The 15,311-nt window shown below is 63.3% G+C and carries 19 protein-coding genes; 10 read left to right on the top strand and 9 right to left on the bottom strand.

Annotated features, from left to right (window positions below):
- Window positions 1-26: 26 nt before the first annotated feature.
- Window positions 27-788, bottom strand: a complete 762-nt coding sequence (locus QLQ85_RS01120; RefSeq protein WP_282737338.1) for an enoyl-CoA hydratase/isomerase family protein — start codon at window positions 786-788, stop codon at window positions 27-29.
- Window positions 789-945: 157 nt separating this feature from the next.
- Here QLQ85_RS01120 and QLQ85_RS01115 point away from each other — a divergent pair, with 157 nt between their 5' ends.
- The 6 genes from QLQ85_RS01115 to QLQ85_RS01090 all read left to right on the top strand — a co-directional run bounded on the left by QLQ85_RS01115 (window position 946) and on the right by QLQ85_RS01090 (window position 3,671).
- On the top strand, window positions 946-1,716 hold the full coding sequence (locus QLQ85_RS01115; RefSeq protein WP_282737337.1) for an IclR family transcriptional regulator: 771 nt from the start codon (window positions 946-948) through the stop codon (window positions 1,714-1,716).
- On the top strand, window positions 1,701-2,051 hold the full coding sequence (locus QLQ85_RS01110) for a GFA family protein (RefSeq protein WP_326521363.1): 351 nt from the start codon (window positions 1,701-1,703) through the stop codon (window positions 2,049-2,051). The genes QLQ85_RS01115 and QLQ85_RS01110 overlap by 16 nt, the downstream gene beginning before the upstream one ends.
- A gap of 355 nt (window positions 2,052-2,406) precedes the next feature.
- Window positions 2,407-2,889 carry a metallophosphoesterase family protein gene (locus QLQ85_RS01105; protein ID WP_282737336.1) on the top strand — a complete coding sequence of 161 codons (483 nt, stop codon included), beginning with the start codon at window positions 2,407-2,409 and terminating at the stop codon, window positions 2,887-2,889.
- A 128-nt stretch (window positions 2,890-3,017) separates the two neighbouring features.
- Window positions 3,018-3,308 (top strand): nucleotidyltransferase family protein, encoded by a 291-nt coding sequence (locus QLQ85_RS01100; RefSeq protein ID WP_282737335.1) that lies wholly within the window; start codon window positions 3,018-3,020, stop codon window positions 3,306-3,308.
- Window positions 3,301-3,534: a HepT-like ribonuclease domain-containing protein gene (locus tag QLQ85_RS01095; protein WP_282737334.1), complete on the top strand. Its 234-nt coding sequence runs from the start codon at window positions 3,301-3,303 to the stop codon at window positions 3,532-3,534. The genes QLQ85_RS01100 and QLQ85_RS01095 overlap by 8 nt, the downstream gene beginning before the upstream one ends.
- Window positions 3,531-3,671: a HepT-like ribonuclease domain-containing protein gene (locus QLQ85_RS01090; protein WP_407650322.1), complete on the top strand. Its 141-nt coding sequence runs from the start codon at window positions 3,531-3,533 to the stop codon at window positions 3,669-3,671. The genes QLQ85_RS01095 and QLQ85_RS01090 overlap by 4 nt, the downstream gene beginning before the upstream one ends.
- 270 nt (window positions 3,672-3,941) lie before the next feature.
- Here QLQ85_RS01090 and QLQ85_RS01085 read toward each other — a convergent pair whose 3' ends face one another.
- The 4 genes from QLQ85_RS01085 to QLQ85_RS01070 form a co-directional block, all read right to left on the bottom strand.
- Window positions 3,942-4,229: a sll1863 family stress response protein gene (locus tag QLQ85_RS01085; protein ID WP_282737333.1), complete on the bottom strand. Its 288-nt coding sequence runs from the start codon at window positions 4,227-4,229 to the stop codon at window positions 3,942-3,944.
- Between the two features lie 155 nt (window positions 4,230-4,384).
- Window positions 4,385-4,555, bottom strand: coding sequence for a hypothetical protein (locus QLQ85_RS01080; protein ID WP_282737332.1), 171 nt, complete (start codon window positions 4,553-4,555; stop codon window positions 4,385-4,387).
- A gap of 51 nt (window positions 4,556-4,606) precedes the next feature.
- A complete protein-coding gene (locus QLQ85_RS01075; protein WP_282737331.1) occupies window positions 4,607-5,791 on the bottom strand; it encodes an MFS transporter in 1,185 nt (394 codons plus the stop codon).
- Entirely contained in the window at window positions 5,788-6,354 is a 567-nt protein-coding gene (locus tag QLQ85_RS01070; protein WP_282737330.1) for a TetR/AcrR family transcriptional regulator, read from the bottom strand. Before QLQ85_RS01070 ends, QLQ85_RS01075 begins: the two co-directional genes overlap by 4 nt.
- A 363-nt stretch (window positions 6,355-6,717) precedes the next feature.
- Between QLQ85_RS01070 and QLQ85_RS01065 the strand changes: the two genes are divergently transcribed.
- Entirely contained in the window at window positions 6,718-7,875 is a 1,158-nt protein-coding gene (locus QLQ85_RS01065; protein ID WP_282737329.1) for a Fic family protein, read from the top strand.
- Window positions 7,876-7,905: 30 nt separating this feature from the next.
- On the opposite strand, the gene QLQ85_RS01060 is transcribed toward QLQ85_RS01065, so the two are convergent.
- From QLQ85_RS01060 to QLQ85_RS01045, 4 genes are all read right to left on the bottom strand, one after another.
- Complete coding sequence (locus QLQ85_RS01060; RefSeq protein WP_282737328.1) at window positions 7,906-8,238, bottom strand: antibiotic biosynthesis monooxygenase family protein; 333 nt, start codon at window positions 8,236-8,238, stop codon at window positions 7,906-7,908.
- 160 nt (window positions 8,239-8,398) lie between these two features.
- A complete protein-coding gene (locus QLQ85_RS01055) occupies window positions 8,399-9,655 on the bottom strand; it encodes a type II toxin-antitoxin system HipA family toxin (protein ID WP_282737327.1) in 1,257 nt (418 codons plus the stop codon).
- Complete coding sequence (locus QLQ85_RS01050) at window positions 9,645-9,983, bottom strand: helix-turn-helix domain-containing protein (protein WP_282737326.1); 339 nt, start codon at window positions 9,981-9,983, stop codon at window positions 9,645-9,647. The genes QLQ85_RS01055 and QLQ85_RS01050 overlap by 11 nt, the downstream gene beginning before the upstream one ends.
- Before the next feature lie 113 nt (window positions 9,984-10,096).
- A complete protein-coding gene (locus QLQ85_RS01045) occupies window positions 10,097-10,777 on the bottom strand; it encodes a 5'-methylthioadenosine/S-adenosylhomocysteine nucleosidase (RefSeq protein ID WP_282737325.1) in 681 nt (226 codons plus the stop codon).
- Between the two features lie 145 nt (window positions 10,778-10,922).
- On the opposite strand from QLQ85_RS01045, the gene QLQ85_RS01040 reads away from it, so the two are divergent.
- From QLQ85_RS01040 to QLQ85_RS01030, 3 genes are all read left to right on the top strand, one after another.
- Window positions 10,923-11,915 (top strand): Kelch repeat-containing protein, encoded by a 993-nt coding sequence (locus QLQ85_RS01040; RefSeq protein WP_282737324.1) that lies wholly within the window; start codon window positions 10,923-10,925, stop codon window positions 11,913-11,915.
- Between the two features lie 450 nt (window positions 11,916-12,365).
- Window positions 12,366-13,592: a sensor domain-containing phosphodiesterase gene (locus QLQ85_RS01035; RefSeq protein ID WP_282737323.1), complete on the top strand. Its 1,227-nt coding sequence runs from the start codon at window positions 12,366-12,368 to the stop codon at window positions 13,590-13,592.
- A gap of 727 nt (window positions 13,593-14,319) precedes the next feature.
- Entirely contained in the window at window positions 14,320-14,739 is a 420-nt protein-coding gene (locus QLQ85_RS01030; RefSeq protein ID WP_282737388.1) for a DUF2141 domain-containing protein, read from the top strand.
- Window positions 14,740-15,311: the final 572 nt, after the last annotated feature.

Genomic DNA, 15,311 nt, shown 5'->3' with positions numbered 1-15,311 from the left:
TCCAGCGGCAGTTGTCAGATCTCGATTCAACCTTTTCGGCGCTTGAGGAAGAGCTCCATCATGCGTGCCGGCTCGCCCGAGGCGTAGGCCTCGCCCTGGATGCGAACCCCTGCCTCGAGGCAGTCGCGGAAGCCGGGCTCGGTGATCTCCTTGAAGCGCTGACGATCCAGGCGCATCGCAACGGGTGGCTTGTCGGCGAGCTCTTCACCCAGTTTCAGCGCTTCCGGAAGGACCTGGTCGGCCGCGACCAGGCGGTTGGTCAAGCCGAGGGCGTGCGACTCGTCGGCATTCATCAGGCGGCCGCTCAGGGTCAGGTCGATGGTGCGAGCGAGCCCCAGGTGTTCGCGCATGATCCAGGGACCGGTGGTGCTGGCGATACCCGAGTTGATTTCGGGCTGTCCCATGCGGACGTCGGCATGGGCGACGCGGAAGTCGCACAGCAGCGCCACCTGAAAGGCCGAACCGGCCGCCACCCCGTTGAGCGCGGCGATGATGGGCTTGGGGCTGCTGCGCAGCTTGTCGTAGAGCATCTCCCACTCTCCCACCCAGCGTTTGGCCCGCTCGGCGTCGAAGGATCGAGTCTCGTTGAGATCCTGGCCGGCACTGAAGGCTCGCTTGCCCGCTCCGGTCAGCACGATGGCGCCGAGCGAATCGTCGTTGGTGAACTCCTCGAGCGCGGCGATGAGCTGCTGGCGCATCTCGCTGTGCCAGGCGTTAAGGACTTCGGGGCGATTCAGGGTGATGACGCCTACACGGCCTTGCTTGTTGGTGAGGATGTGTTCGGACATGATTGCCTCTCGGTTGATTGTGTCATTGTGATTGCAATGCGATCAGTCGTGATCTACATTCAATCAATGTAGTTGAATGGTGAGCGTTGTAAAACCCAAAATCGACACAAGAAGCGACTTTTCTTACGAAAAGATCCGACTAGGAAGGGGTAAGGCGTTGAGCGAAAAAGAAAAAGTGGACCGCTTGATGGTCAAGAGCGTGGTGAAGGCGTTTCGGATCCTCGAGGTCTTCGATGCCGAGCATCCGGCGATGAGCGTCAAGCAGCTGGCGGAACGCTGCGACATGGACCGGAGCGCGGCGCAGCGCTTCGTGCACACCTTGACGCAGCTAGGCTACCTGCAGCGCAACGAGGAGACGCAGCTGATCGAGCCCAGCGTGCGCACGCTGGATATCGCCGCGCACTACCTCCATGCGCACCCACTGGTCGACAAGGTACGCCCCTACCTGCTGAACCTGAGCAAGGAGACGGAAGGTTCGGTCAGCCTGACGATTCTGGACGGGCAAGACGTGGTGTATCTCTCCCGCTTGCTGAGCCGCAACATGCTGGATACTGACATCACCATCGGCTCGCGCCTTCCGGCATTCTGCACGGCCCCGGGGCTGGCGATGCTGTCTCTGCTGGCAGAGCAAGAGGCTGTGGAGATTCTGGAGCGGACGCAGCGAAAGGCCTACACACCGAATACCGTGCATGAGGTGCCTGAGATCATGGAGCGCTTGGCCCGATTCAGGCGCCAGGGATATGCGCTGTCGGTAGAAGAGTATTTTCTCTCCGACATCTCGATCGCGGTACCGATCCTGGATAGGCACAACCGACCGCGAGCGGCTGTCAGCATCTCGATGTCCCGGGTGCGGAGCATGCCCGAGGAGTTAGAGCAGAATCTCTCGGATCTGCTGATCGCCACGGCACGCCAATTGTCGAGGCTGTAGCGGCTGCCGAGTCTGCCAACGTCGCGGCACCTATACGCTCGGGCGACTTCCGCATTACTCATGTCGCGGAATATCTGAAGGAGTATCGCGCCACGCCGAACAAGGCCCGGGTATTCTGCTCGGAGTGCGGCAGCCCGCTCTATAGCGATCGCGACGATCTTCCCGAGGCCAAGCGGCTGCGGCTGGGTACCCCGGATACGCTGGTGTCGCCAAGCAGGCGCTACCACGCCTGGTGTTGTCCAAGGCGGAGTGGTTCGATCTCACCGATGAGCTGCCCAAGTTTCCCGAGTTTGCGCACTGAATTAGCAGCGCATACGGCTCCAGCGTTGCCCTGACCGAGGCTTGCACCGCAAGGGCGTGATAGCAAGCGCGGTCTCGAGATGAGGTGGTGCCACCGTTAAAGACGCCTCAGGAAATGAGCTGAAGTATGGGCTATCAATGTACAGGCTCAAGAACGGGCGCTTTGAGCTCGATTGGTTCAAGTGAACGTAAGGGCAGGCGGTCTCAATGACCAAGTCTCCCCACGAATTTCTCGATGATGGCGGCATGTTCGCCGAATGAAGGCGCCGAGGCCCGCCCCTATGGGGTCAGCTCCTGAGGGATCGTTTTCAGGCAAGATGTAGTGAACGGCAACACCAGGAGCGGGTCCTTATCCGCCGGCTTCCGGAAGCACCGAGTGAGGAGACAGCCATGCCGGCCATCACCACCGAGCTGCCGATCGGCGTCATCAGTGATACCCACGGGCTGCTGCGCCCCGAGGCGCTCACCCTGCTCGAGGACTGCGGGCTGATCCTGCACCTGGGCGACGTGGGCAGCCGGGACGAGGACGCCGCCATCCTCGAGCGGCTGGCCGACCTGGCCCCGGTGGCGGCGGTGCGTGGCAATATCGACACCGCGCCCTGGGCCGAGGCGCTGCCGATGACGCGGGACCTCACCGTCAACGGCTGGCGCCTGCACCTGGTGCATATCCTGCAGGAGTTCGATCCCGTTACCTGCTGTGACGCCGTGCTCCACGGTCACTCCCACAAGCCGCGCCACGAATGGCAGGATGGTCGGCTGCTGTTCAACCCCGGCGCGGCCGGCAAGCGCCGCTTCCGCCTGCCCATCACCCTGGGCCGGCTCTGGGCGGACGAGCGCGGCCTGCGTGGCGCCATCCTGCATCTGCCGTTGTGAGCCCAGGCATAGGACAAATCATCCTTCGGTGCTAGTCTGAGTGTCGGAAACCCATCACGATACCGCTGAGTCGTAAGGGCGAGCACCATGCGCAATACCCAGTCCCAGCAATCCTGAGGTATCGAAAGATGAACAGAGGCAGGACCCTGCAACTGCTGAGAGACCACATGCCGACCCTGGCCAGCGAGTATGGGGTCAGATCATTGGCGCTCTTCGGCTCCATGTCCCGCGATGAGGCTCGAGAAGACAGTGATATCGATATCCTGGTGAGCTTCAACGGCCCGGCGACCTCGGCCCGCTATTTCGGGGTCCAGTTCTATCTGGAGGATCTGCTGGGCCATCCCGTGGATCTGGTGACCGACAAGGCGCTGCGTTCCGAGCTCAGGCCCTATATCGAGCGTGAGGCGCTGCATGTCTGACGCTAGCTCCCAACGTGAATGGCGCTTCTATATCGATGACATGATCGGCTTCGCCGAGAAGGTCCTGTCCTACACGGAAGGCCTGGATCAGGATAGCTTCATTGCCCATGACCTCACTTACGACGCCACGCTGCGAAACCTCGAACTTATCGGCGAGGCGGCGAGGCGGCAACCCGGATTCCGGATGCTGCCCGTCAGCGGTATCCGGAGATCCCCTGGCGGATGATCATTGCCACCCGTAATCGTCTGATTCATGCCTACTTGGGGATCGACGACGATACAGTGTGGAGCATCATCCAGGACAACATCCCCGAACTGCTGGAGCAACTGAGCGAAATCAACAGCCAGCAGGCAGGCGAGTAGCGGCCATGATTGGTGCCCCGAAGTACGGAGTAATCGGGGGCGTACCCCTGTTACTCCTACTCCCCTCTACTACCCGACGGCCTCAGGCTTCGGATGACCAACCTACCGAGAGATCACATCTAGCAGCGGCATCGTCTTGACCAGCGGGCCGAGGGTCAGCGCCCAGGTCACGAATGGCAGGCCGGCCGGCTCTGGGCCGACGAGCGCGGCCTGCGTGGCGCCATCCTGCATCTGCCGTTGTGAGCCCCATGCGACCCGCCGGGCGATGGATCACTTGAAACGGGAGCGAGCGGACTTGATGGCTTCGTTCAGGGAGTCCCAGGCGCGCTCGACGCCGGCCTTCACATCCTCCCAGGCATCATCGCTGGCCCTCTGCAGCTCGGCCAGCTTCTGTCTGGCTTCGTTGCGCTGCGCCTCGAGCCTGTCGATCTCCTCCTGGTACTCGATGCGGGCATCGGCCTCGGCACCCTTGGCACGGGCCCTCAGCCTGTCCACCTCGGCCTGCCACTCGTCCAGCTTGGCCTGCAACTTCTGCTCGTAGGCTTCCCTGTTGGTCATGGGGCTCTCCTTTCCGTCTGACGGTGTGTGATCCAGAGGCGGGCGCTCTCGGTGTGTCGAGGCGCCTGCTACCTGCTCAGAGTGGCATATCCCGCTAAGGTTGCTGCACGCCGCCAGATCCAGACATGGGCGCGTCGGCGAGAAATCATCGTCGATCAGCGATCTACTTCGCGTTCCTGCAGGTCGGCAGCGGCGGTATCGGCTTCTTCGCGAGTCTTGTGCACCGACACGATGTCATTCCGATGCAAGTCCACGACCTCCCACTCCTCCGGGTGGGACTTGTCCGGATGCGTGTAGATGGCGCGTACTTCATATCGCTGTTCCATGGCATCCTCCTGACGTTGGATGGGTACCTACAGTTTAGCGCGACGACCCCATCAAAGGGCGTGCCAGTCGGCAGCGCTTCGCTCGTTCAGTAACCACGCCCCCAGCCCGGCGACCGCGAGTCCCAGGGTGGCGAAGAGCAGGAAGGTGGCGGCATGGCCTTCGGCCCCGACCAGCCAGCCGGCCAGCGGAGAGCCGGCGACCTGGCCGACCGAGGTGGCGAGCAGCGGCAGCACCGGGGCGAAGGAGGGCGCCTCGGTCATGATCTGGGTGCTCCTGACCAGGTAGAAACCGCTGAGGGTCATGTACCCGGCGCCGAACAGGGCCGCGGAGGCCAGGGCGAGGGCGAAGTTGCCGGGAACGACGACCAGCAGCGCGAGGCTGGCGGACATCACCGTGAGGCCGGCTGCATGGCTCGCGGCCGGCCCGAAGCGCGAGATGAGATCACCGGCGCCAGCGCCCGCCAGCCCCCCGACGCCGACCGCCAGCCACATCCAGGCGGTCTGGCTCGGCGCGAGCCCCCCGGCGTTGATCACCGCATCGGGGGCGAACACCCAGTAGGCCGCGCTCACGCCCCCCATGCCGACGGCCAGGCCGCTCAGCCGGGCGATGCCGAGCCACTGCGACCGGCTCACCGGCAGGGCGGCCGGGCGGGGCTGCGATGGTGAGGGGCGTTGGCCATCCCGAGGCAGGTAGCAGAGGGCCGCCAGGGTACCCAGGGCCGCCAGGGCGGCGAACCCGAGATAGGCGCTGCGCCAGGCCTCCGCCCAGATCAGCACCGCCGGCATGGCGAGCGCGATCCCCAGGCTGGTGCCCGCATTGATGGTGGCGTTGACCCGCCCGCGCAGGACCCAGGACGGCACGACCCGGTGAACCGCCTCCGCCATGACCGGCGATGACAGCCCGGTGCTGATCCCGCAGATCAGCACGCCGGCGGCCAGCAGCAGCGATGACGGCGCCAGGGCGATCGTCATCAGCCCGACCCCGGCCAGGCCGGCGGCCGCGACCCCCGTGCGGCGAATCCCGAGGCGGCGTATCACCCAGGTGGCGGCGAGGATCGCGAAGACGAAGCTCAGGAACGGCAGGGCGCCGATCACCCCCGCCATGGACGGGGAGATCGTCAGCTCGTCGCGCATCGCGGGCAGGAAGAGCCCGAACACGAAGCGGGCCAGGCCGTAGGTGATGGCGATGACCCCGCTGCCGAGGGTCGCCATGCCGAGGGGGGACAGGGGCCTCATGGGCTCTCGCTCCGGGCCGTTGCGAGCAGGGCGTCGGTCACCGCCCGAGTGTCGGCCAGGGCCGTCTGCACGCCCAGCAGGGCCACCGCCGTATTGCTGCCTTCCAGCACCATGAAGAGGCGTCGCGCCAGGCCGGCGTGGTGGTCCAGCTCGTCGCGTGCCACGCCGGCCTCGAGGCGTGCCAGCAGGTCGGTCTTGGCGGCCGTCGCCAGGGCATGGATCTCGGCGCTGTGCTCGGCGAACTCGCCCATCGCCTTGGCCATGATGCAGCCATGCTGGCTGTACCGCTCCAGCCAGTGGCCATGCGCCTCGACCAGGGCCCGTGTCACCTGGCCCGGCGAGGCGCAGGCCGCCGCCGCATCGAGGCTGGCGATGAAGCGTTCATGGCGGGCCTTCAGGACGGCCGCCACCAAGGCCTCCTTGGAGGCGAAGTGGTTGTAGAGCGTCATGCGCACCACCCCGGCGGCGGCCACGATGCGGTCGATGCCGGTGGCGTGGAACCCCTGCTCATAGAAGAGTCGCTCGGCCGTGGCGAGCAGCTGGTCGCGCTTGGAGGCTGGCATCGGTGGTCGTTCCTGTATAGACCGATCTATCTAAATTGAAGCCCATCTAAGCCCAAGAGAACCGGCGATGTCAAACCACACCGAAGAAATCAGAGAAAAAAGTGTTCGGCAGTGATGATAGGCAGGGGGCGTCGGAATGGCGGATCACTCCATTCCGGTGAACGTCCCGTCCATATAACTCGGAGGGCCTTCTAGACCACCACGCCGGCAATGCCGAACATGACGAGATCAGCCTGGCTACCCGGGGGCAACCTCGGCAAATGGGCCCTGCTTGACCCGTGAGCCGAATCGACTGACAATTCGGCTCATATAGTGAGCCGAATAATTCTATTATTCGGCTCGCCAGAACATTCAGGTACCGCCATGACCGCTTCCTCCACGACGCTGACCTGGATCTGGCAGCAGCCCGACTGGCCCGATTTTCACTGGCGAGCCGCCGTGATACAGCCTCGCCTGCAGGAAGCGTGGCGGTCTCTCGGTATGCTGTGGGGGAGGGTAGGCTTCCTCCCGGCCGGCGATGATCCGGCAATGACGCTGGATACGCTGTTGCAGAACATCATCACCTCCTCGGCCATCGAGGGGGAGCGCCTGAATGCCGCCTCGGTACGCTCCTCCCTGGCGCGACGCTTGGGCGTGGAGGGTGAGACGAAGGCTGTTTCGTCGCGTTCGGAAGGCCTGGCCGACATGATGATGGATGCCATTGGCTCGCCGGATACGGCCCTGACCCGCGAGCGGCTCTTCCAGTGGCATCGTTGGCTGTTCCCCGATGCCGAGGCATCGCTGGTCAAGCTGCGGGTAGGACAGTGGCGGGGCGAGGAGCCGATGCGGCTCGTCTCCGGCCGTCTCGACAAGCTCAGTGTACTTTTCGAGGCACCTCCTCGCGCGGTGCTGGAGAACGAAATGGCCGCCTTCCTGGCGTGGTTCGATGCGAGCCGCCACGACCCGGCCCTGGACCCCTTGCTGCGTGCCGGTATCGCCCACTTCTGGTTCGTCACCCTGCACCCTTTCGAGGACGGTAACGGCCGCCTGGCCCGCGCCATTGCCGACCGGGCCTTGGCCCAGGCCGACCAACAGAGCATTCGCCTCTATACCATGTCCGCCGCGATCCTGGCCGAGCGCCAGGACTACTACCGGGTGCTTGAAACCAGCCAGCGTGGCACGACGGATCTCAGCGACTGGCTGGCCTGGTTTCTCGATATCCTGCTGCAAGCCCTGGCGGATGCTCTAACCAACATCGAGCGTACCCTGGCCAAGACACGCTTCTGGCAGCGATTCGCCGAAGCCGGCCTGTTGCCGGAGCAGATCAAGGTACTCAATCGGTTGCTGGATGGGGGAGAGCGCGGCTTCGAGGGCGGCATCAGCGCTGCCCAGTACCAGAAGGTCGCCAAGGTCAGCAAGGCCACCGCGACCCGCCATCTTTCCGACCTGCTGGCCAAGGGCTGCCTGGAGAAACTGCCGGGTGGCGGGCGCAGCACGCGCTACCGAGTGGTGGATTCCGGCCCGCTGCCGCCGCGCGGCTGACAGCTTCCGACCCCCACGCGACCCATGGCCTCAGGCGTCGCTCGCGTTGCCGACCGTCTGGATGACCTCGAACCCTTCGAAGTTTGGCGGGCCCAGGTAGAGCCCCTCGCGGCGGCTCTGGCCGGCATTGGCGTGCGCCTTGCGGAATGCCTCGGAGTGCGTCCAGGCCTCGAAGTCCTCGCGCGAGCGCCAGACGGTGTGGGAGGCGTAGAGCACGTGATCCTCCTTCTCGGGGCCGCGCAGCATGTGGAACTCGACGAAACCGGGCAGGCCCTGCAGGTGGGTTTCCCGCTCCAGCCAGATCTGCTCGAACTCCTCCACTCTCTCGGGGTTGACCCGAAAACGGTTCATGGCGATGAACACGGTGCTCGCTCCTTGTGGTCAGACGGCGAATGGTTTCCGGGTGACGATGACACCTTCACCGGTGGTGGGCAAGGTGGAGCATGGCGCGCCGAGACGCTCGCTGCTCGTTATCCGCTTGATGTCGACACGACCGTCGCTGGTGGGCGATGCGTCCTCATGACTACTGTGATTCCGTGTACGACTCCAACGTGAACGGGTTCAGAAACTGCCTGCCCCACAGGAAGGCACGATCGACCGGGCTCAAGTCGGCTTCATCGCACACGCTATCCCACTGCTCCCGGATCGTGGCGAGCTGGTGGTCGATAATCTCTCTGGCTTGCGCTTGGCTCAGGCCGAGCCGCTCCGCGGCCGCCAGGCAGTGGGTGAGCTGGCTGCGTCGCTCCTGGCCGTACAGCAACATGGCCTGAGTGGCTTCGCCACCGGTTCGGGACTGCGGGCAGATGTCATAAGCCGGTGTCAGTCGATGGCTCTCGCCATCCCAGAAGGTGGCATGGTTGCGCGCGTGGTCGTCGGTATTGCCGCACAGCACATTGAACACGATGCGCTTGAACAGCTCACGCAGCGATGCTCCGGGCTGGTCGAACTCCGCCCGGATGAGATGGGCGAGATCCTCATAGCTGGCATAGCGGGCGGTCATCTCATCAAGGCCCAGCAGAGTGAGTGCCGAGAGCACGATCCGTCTGCACCAGCCGTCAGCGGATCTCATCCTGTCGAAGCGCTCCACCAGCAGTACGTCCTTGCCCAGCGAGTGGGTAATCTCGACGGGAGCGGCATCGAGACCCACGAGCCTGGCAAGCCGCATGGCAACGAACTCCGCCTTCACCACGCTGTAGAGGTCGGTGCTGGAGGAAAACTTCGCCACCAGCTTGCGGTCCCGGTCATTCAGCAAGGCCTTGGGGCGGGCGCCACCGATGCTGCTGCCGTGTTGAATGGCCTGGTCCAGAGCGGGCGGTAGCGGCTCCCCTGCCTCCACATACTCCGACGCTTCCTGCAATTCCGCCAAGGTGGCGTCCTGATGTTCCCGCGGTCGGTATTCGGTGGGGGAGAGCTGGAAATCGAGTGCGCCGATCCGATCCGACCCCGATTCCAGCAGATAGACCATCTCGTTGAAGTCGACCTCACCGGCGCCATCGCCCTTCCTGCCCGTCAGCCGGTTGATGATGACGCGACGTCCCCAGGCGTCTGGGGAGGCGTCACGCAGGCAGGAAGGCAGTGTGCCGTCTGCCTGTTCCTGGCTACCTGGCCGCAGGGGAAGTTCTCGGGGAAAAAGGCTGATGGCATCCTTCCGCGCGAGATAGCGGCGGCCATAGGCAAAGCGGTAGCGATCCTGATCGTCGCGCTCCACGAGACCGGCCGTGACGGGGGAGGTCCGGCCGGGCAGCCAGACCCATACATAAGCGCGTCGGCTAGAAATCATCGTCGATGGGCTCTTGCTGCCGACGGCGGGCGCGCTTGGGAAGCAACGTCAGCCGTTCCAGTTGGGTAGCGTGCTCGCGTTTCAGAGTGCCCGGGTCATCGGTGAAAAGCGATACGCCGACCAGCGCCGCCGCTTCGAAGTAGGTGCCGATGGCCACCCCGGGAGAACCCTTGGCAACCTGGCGGATCGTGACCACGCCGACGCCAACCCGCTCGGCGAGTTCTTCTCGGGTCCACCCCTTGCGTAGCCGCCCCTCCTCGATCAACCCGGCGAACAGGCGCAGCGAGAGGGAGGCTTGTGGGCTGAGGGTGACGTGTCTCGTTTTCATACCGACAGTGTAGTGTCGGTTGGTGGCATTATCGATATTTTAATGCCACTACCGCTCGCTCAATGCCAGGCGCTGCCGTTTCCGCAATCGAAGTCGCCCTGATTCCGCCAGCGTCAGAGCTTCAACAGGCCTTCGGCGAGCGCTTCGCCGAGGCGGTCGACGGCCAAGGCCAGCCTGTCGTCGATGACATGGAGCGTTTCCGTCCAGTCGTCGATGTGGTGCAGTTCCGTCTTGCCGTCCGAGATGCCGCGCAGCACGACCAGCGGCACGTCGAAGCGCATGCAGGCGCGCAGGCAGGCATAGCTTTCCATGTCCACCATGTCGGCGGCGATGGCGTCATAGGCCGGGCCCGAGACGATATTGGCGCCGGTCGACAACGAGGCCTGACGAATGCCGGGAATGCGCAAGGGCAGCGGGACGGTCGCCGGCAGGTCGAGAAAGGGCGTGGCCCCCTTTTCGAAGCCCAACGGGGAGGCGTCCATGTCGCGGTAGCAGACGGAGATCGCCTGATAGATCTCGGTCTGCTCGAGAACCCGGCTGCCGGCCGATCCCAGTGACACCACGAGATGAGGCAGGCGCTCGCGCCGGTCGAGGGTGGCAAGGGCGGCGGTGAGCTCGACGGCCGCCTCGACGGGGCCGACGCCGGTCATGAAAGGGTCGAAACGCTTCCTGAGATGCGGGCCGTATTCGGCCTCGGCCGCCATCACGAAGAGGATGTCGCGGCCGCCCAGTGCCGTCAGCTTGGCCTCGCCGAATGCATCGGCCCGGGAGTCACGGGGACGGGTCTTCTTCATCGACGCTGCCTGCCTTGCCAGGGGGTATTTCGCCCCAGTGTACCGCCTTGACGGGGTATCCACCGCGCCTAGGCTGAAGGGAGGGTTCCACGCCGCCGCCAGGAGTACGCCAGGCGCGCGAGACAGCGGCGGGAGGAGGTTTACCATGCCATCCAGAGCACGCTATTCCATTGGCGGCTGGCTGGGCGCCACCCTGGGGCTCTTCCTGGCTTCACCCCTGGCCGTCGCCGACGTTCGGGAAGCCGCCGGTGAGTGGCGCCGGATGGCACCGCTACCCGAGCCACGCACCGAAGTCAGCGTGGCCACCGACGGCGAGCGCATCTTCCTCGCCGGCGGCTTCCTGCAGGCAGGCGAGCGCGACGCCACCGCGCCGCGCACGCTCTTCGTCTATGACCCCGGCGACGACCGCTGGGAAGCCCTCACGGAGCTGCCGCGTGGCGTCAATCACGCCGGCTTCGAGTATCACGACGGCCGTCTCTACGTGATCGCCGGCTACGACGAAGCCAGCTTCACCCCCACCGACGCTTTCCATATCTACGACATCGACGCGGACCAGTGGCGCCAGGGCCCGGCGGTCCCCACCCCGCGGGGCGCCTTGGCCACTGCCGTGCTCGATGGGCGCATTCACGCCATCGGCGGCACCACGCATGGCCGGGAGGATGTCGGCGTCCACGAGGTCTACGACCCGCAACGCGACGCGTGGAGTCGGCTCGCGGCCATGCCCACCCCGCGCAACCATCACCGTGCCGCCGAGATCGACGGTCGCATCGTCGTGCTCGCCGGCCGCGACGCCACCACCTTCCGCCTCACCACCAACGAGATCTATCACCCCGACGACGATCGTTGGGAGCAGGGGGCCCCGGTGCCCACCGGGCGCAGCGGGGTCGCCGTGACGGCGCTCGATGACTGGGTCTACCTGTTCGGCGGCGAGACCTTCATGCCCGAGGAACGCACCTTCGACGAAGCGGAGCGCTACCACCTGGAGGAGGACCGCTGGGAGCGCCTGCCTCCCATGTCCACGGCTCGCCACGGCCTGGATGCGGCGACGGTGAAGGGGGCCGTCTACGTCATCGCCGGCGGCCCGGAAGCCGGCTTCGCCTTTTCCGACCTTAACGAGCGATTGATTCCCGACGACTGAGGCTCACCTCTCCGATGATCCCATGTATGGGATGGATCATCCTTTGGTGCTAGGCTGAAACACAAAACAACATAACGACACGGCCCGTACGCAAGGAATGCACACATGGCAACCGCTTCCACGTAGCCCCGCATCACCCTGCCCCCGCACGACCGCCGGGTGCAGGTGTAAGGAGGATGACCGCATCGTTGATCCAGGTAGGCGCTGTACCACGCCAGAGTCGCTGGCGTTAAGCTTTGTCCGAAAAGTCGTCGAGCGATGATCAGACAAGGCAAAAATCGGCGAAAAGACGGAGTTTACGTGGTGTAAATGAGTACTTTGAGCCGATTTTTAACGCCGTGTGATCGAGCGCAGGCAGTTTTCAGGCAAAGCGTAGTGCTGTTCATATCTTGACCTTTAAGGTGGCCCATGGAAGCTGGAGCATCCAAGGCAACAGAGGAGCATACGCTGGTGGATATTTCCCTGGGGCTGGATGAGTTGGCCGAAGCGTCGTCCGAACGCGCGCTGCTCGAGGTCTTGCATGCCATCCGCACCCATCTCGGCATGGAAGTCGCCTTTATCTCGGAGCTTGAGGACGAAAGGCGGATCTTTCGCTTCGTGGACGAAGAGGCGGGAGCCCCGCACCTGGAAGTCGGGGCGTCGGATCCTGTTGAGGAAAGCTACTGCCAACGGGTCGTGGATGGCAGGCTGCCGGAAGTGATCCAGGATGCGCGACAGGAGCCGGGGGCGCTGGACCTGGCGGCCACCCGGGAGATGCCGATAGGCGCCCACCTCAGTGTGCCCATCCGCCTGCAGAATGGCAGCGTATACGGCACGCTGTGCTGTTTCGACCGCCAATCCAACACCACCTTGAATGAGCGTGACCTGGCCATGATGCGGGTCTTTGCCGACTTCGTGGCGCGGCAGCTTGAGCGTCAGCGCAAGCGCAAGCAACGGCAGAAGGGCGCCGAGGCAAGAATACGCGATGTGCTCGACCAGCGTCGCTTCCATATCGTCTACCAGCCCATGCACGATCTCGTCGACCAGCGCATCGCCGGTTATGAAGCGCTGTCGCGCTTCGTCGCCGAGCCGATCCGAGGTCCCGACAAGTGGTTCGAGGAGGCCGCTACGGTGGGGCTGCGAGTGGAACTGGAGCTGGCGGCCATCGAGTTGGCGCTGGAGGCGCTGCCCGAGATTCCCGACTCGGCCTATCTGTCACTCAATGCCTCTCCGGCCACCATCCTGTCCGGCCGGCTTGCCGATCTGTTCAGGCCCCATCCCCTTGACCGCCTGATGCTCGAGGTCACCGAACACGATGTCGTTGACGACTACGCCGGCCTCTTCGAGGCCCTGGTCGAGATGCGCAGGCAAGGGCTCAGGCTGGCGATCGATGATGCGGGCGCCGGCTATGCCAGCTTTCGCCACATCCTCCGCCTGGCGCCGGACGTCATCAAGCTGGATCGATCCCTGACCCACGGCATAGACACGCGCCCCGACAGCCGAGCGCTGGCCGCGGCACTGGTGGGCTTCACGGCCGAAACGGGCAGCCGGCTGCTCGCCGAGGGCGTCGAGACGCAGGCCGAGTTGGAAGCACTGCGAGACATCGGGGTCCGCAAGGCGCAGGGCTATCTGCTGGGTCGGCCGGGCCCCTTGCCTGCCCTCCGGGAGCCTTCCGGGTCCGATCAGGAAGGTCCTTGAACAGCGTCCCGGGTGAGGAGGGGATCGGGGGCGTCGAGCAGCAGCAGGGCGGTAGTGACTTCACCGGTCCGTTGATCCAGCGCATGGGAAAACCATGCTTGAGTGCTAGGCTGAAACATTAACTAACATAACGACACCGCTCGTACGCAAGGGATGCCCCAATGGCAACGGATTCCCCCGCATCACCCTGCACCCGCACGACCGCCGGGTGCAGGTGACGATCGGCGACACCCTGCTCGCCGACACCACCCGCGCCATCGAACTCCGCTAGCTGTCACGAGTAGAGTATAGCGGGAGCCACGTTTTCACACAGCCTCGGCCGAATGGGGGACGCTAGTCTACCCTGATGGTATGGATAAAGCAGCTTATGACCCAGGGGGACGCCTTGGTAAATGCCACATGCTCGTTCATCCGTGCTATACAGCATGTACGATAATCGGATTATGCAATCGAGCTTTAATTAATGTTTCGGTATTCCAGTAGGTTGGGAGCAAGGTGGCGGGCGGTATAGTTATTGAACGTGTGTCCGTGTTGCAAGTCAATATATCCAAGCACGAAGTTTAATTCCTGTTGGGTGTATAGTGGTTGATTAAATCAGGCTGGGCAGATCGGGGCTATGAGGAAAATCAGGAGTGAATCAACTAATCGGGAGTCTGCGTTCGGCTCCCCTGCCAGGCATCCGGTGACGCGGCTCCCCATGGGTGTTCGGTGTGTAGCATTGTGGGCAGTGCTGATGCTTGCAAGTTTTCCCGCTATCGTCTTTGCCCAATCACCATGCCCTGGAATTCACGTAAAAATTCCGAACATTCGCAACAACGCTGGGAGTGTAGCTTGCGCGCTTTTTGAATCGCCAGCGGGTTTTCCTACTGAATTTCTTCACTCCGCAACCAATATAATGATGATAAAAATTCGGGATTCGCAGGCGCGTTGCAACTTTTTAGATATCCCCCCGGGAACGTATGCGTTGGCCGTTATTCATGATGAAAATATGGACGGCAAGCTTGCCACTAACTTTCTAGGGGTCCCCACGGAAGGCTACGGCTTTTCAAGCGGCGCAAAAGCCACGATGAGTGCGCCTTCGTTCGAGGCCGCTAGCTTTTCGTACAGTGGGCAAAACTTGGATCTGACGATTAGGTTGAATTACTAAGCAATATTTCCAGAAATGCCGAGGCGTTCTTTAGGCCTGGATTCAAAGTCACCATGATCAGCGAGTAAAGGGTCCCGTATCCTGCAGGCTTCGTCAAGGTTGCCCGTCTGGGGGTTCTGTTGGAGAATCTTCCACTTACCAAGGTGATTGCGAGGATTGACGATTGACGCTTCTGGATGAACCAGACGTTGCGAAGCTGGCGAAGATTTCGGGTGTCGGTGGGCATCCGTCTGGCCATGAAGTGTGACCCTCTGCGACCGTTGCACGAGGAAGTCAGGGTAACACTGGAGCACGGGGGCGGGTGTGGCCATTCCTGTAGCGCCTGATCCCGTGAGGCGCGGGAAATAAATATATGAAAAATCATAAGGTTAAATGGCTACTGGAGCGGCTGAAGTGAATCGAGCAGGCGAGTATTCAAGCGGCTTCGCTGAAAAATATAGCCAATTACTATACACTGTACCATATAAGGCGTTTGCTGCTGGATTCCTTCGCCGCGCTGGTTTCAAGGTTTTATAGCAGCACGACGACGCGCCAAGCCAGCCTTGGCAGGTGGTATTTTGTTGTCTTTGACA

Origin of the sequence: Halomonas kalidii (assembly GCF_030010475.1) — a bacterium.
Classification (GTDB): domain Bacteria; phylum Pseudomonadota; class Gammaproteobacteria; order Pseudomonadales; family Halomonadaceae; genus Halomonas; species Halomonas heilongjiangensis.
This window is presented reverse-complemented; position numbering and strand designations above follow the sequence as displayed.

Coding starts and splice junctions, on each gene's coding strand:
- QLQ85_RS01120 (WP_282737338.1), bottom strand. CDS start 788: ATGTCCGAACACATCCTCACCAACAAGCAAGGCCGTGTAGGCGTCATC.
- QLQ85_RS01105 (WP_282737336.1), top strand. CDS start 2,407: ATGCCGGCCATCACCACCGAGCTGCCGATCGGCGTCATCAGTGATACC.
- QLQ85_RS01100 (WP_282737335.1), top strand. CDS start 3,018: ATGAACAGAGGCAGGACCCTGCAACTGCTGAGAGACCACATGCCGACC.
- QLQ85_RS01095 (WP_282737334.1), top strand. CDS start 3,301: ATGTCTGACGCTAGCTCCCAACGTGAATGGCGCTTCTATATCGATGAC.
- QLQ85_RS01090 (WP_407650322.1), top strand. CDS start 3,531: ATGATCATTGCCACCCGTAATCGTCTGATTCATGCCTACTTGGGGATC.
- QLQ85_RS01085 (WP_282737333.1), bottom strand. CDS start 4,229: ATGACCAACAGGGAAGCCTACGAGCAGAAGTTGCAGGCCAAGCTGGAC.
- QLQ85_RS01080 (WP_282737332.1), bottom strand. CDS start 4,555: ATGGAACAGCGATATGAAGTACGCGCCATCTACACGCATCCGGACAAG.
- QLQ85_RS01075 (WP_282737331.1), bottom strand. CDS start 5,791: ATGAGGCCCCTGTCCCCCCTCGGCATGGCGACCCTCGGCAGCGGGGTC.
- QLQ85_RS01070 (WP_282737330.1), bottom strand. CDS start 6,354: ATGCCAGCCTCCAAGCGCGACCAGCTGCTCGCCACGGCCGAGCGACTC.
- QLQ85_RS01065 (WP_282737329.1), top strand. CDS start 6,718: ATGACCGCTTCCTCCACGACGCTGACCTGGATCTGGCAGCAGCCCGAC.
- QLQ85_RS01055 (WP_282737327.1), bottom strand. CDS start 9,655: ATGATTTCTAGCCGACGCGCTTATGTATGGGTCTGGCTGCCCGGCCGG.
- QLQ85_RS01050 (WP_282737326.1), bottom strand. CDS start 9,983: ATGAAAACGAGACACGTCACCCTCAGCCCACAAGCCTCCCTCTCGCTG.
- QLQ85_RS01045 (WP_282737325.1), bottom strand. CDS start 10,777: ATGAAGAAGACCCGTCCCCGTGACTCCCGGGCCGATGCATTCGGCGAG.
- QLQ85_RS01040 (WP_282737324.1), top strand. CDS start 10,923: ATGCCATCCAGAGCACGCTATTCCATTGGCGGCTGGCTGGGCGCCACC.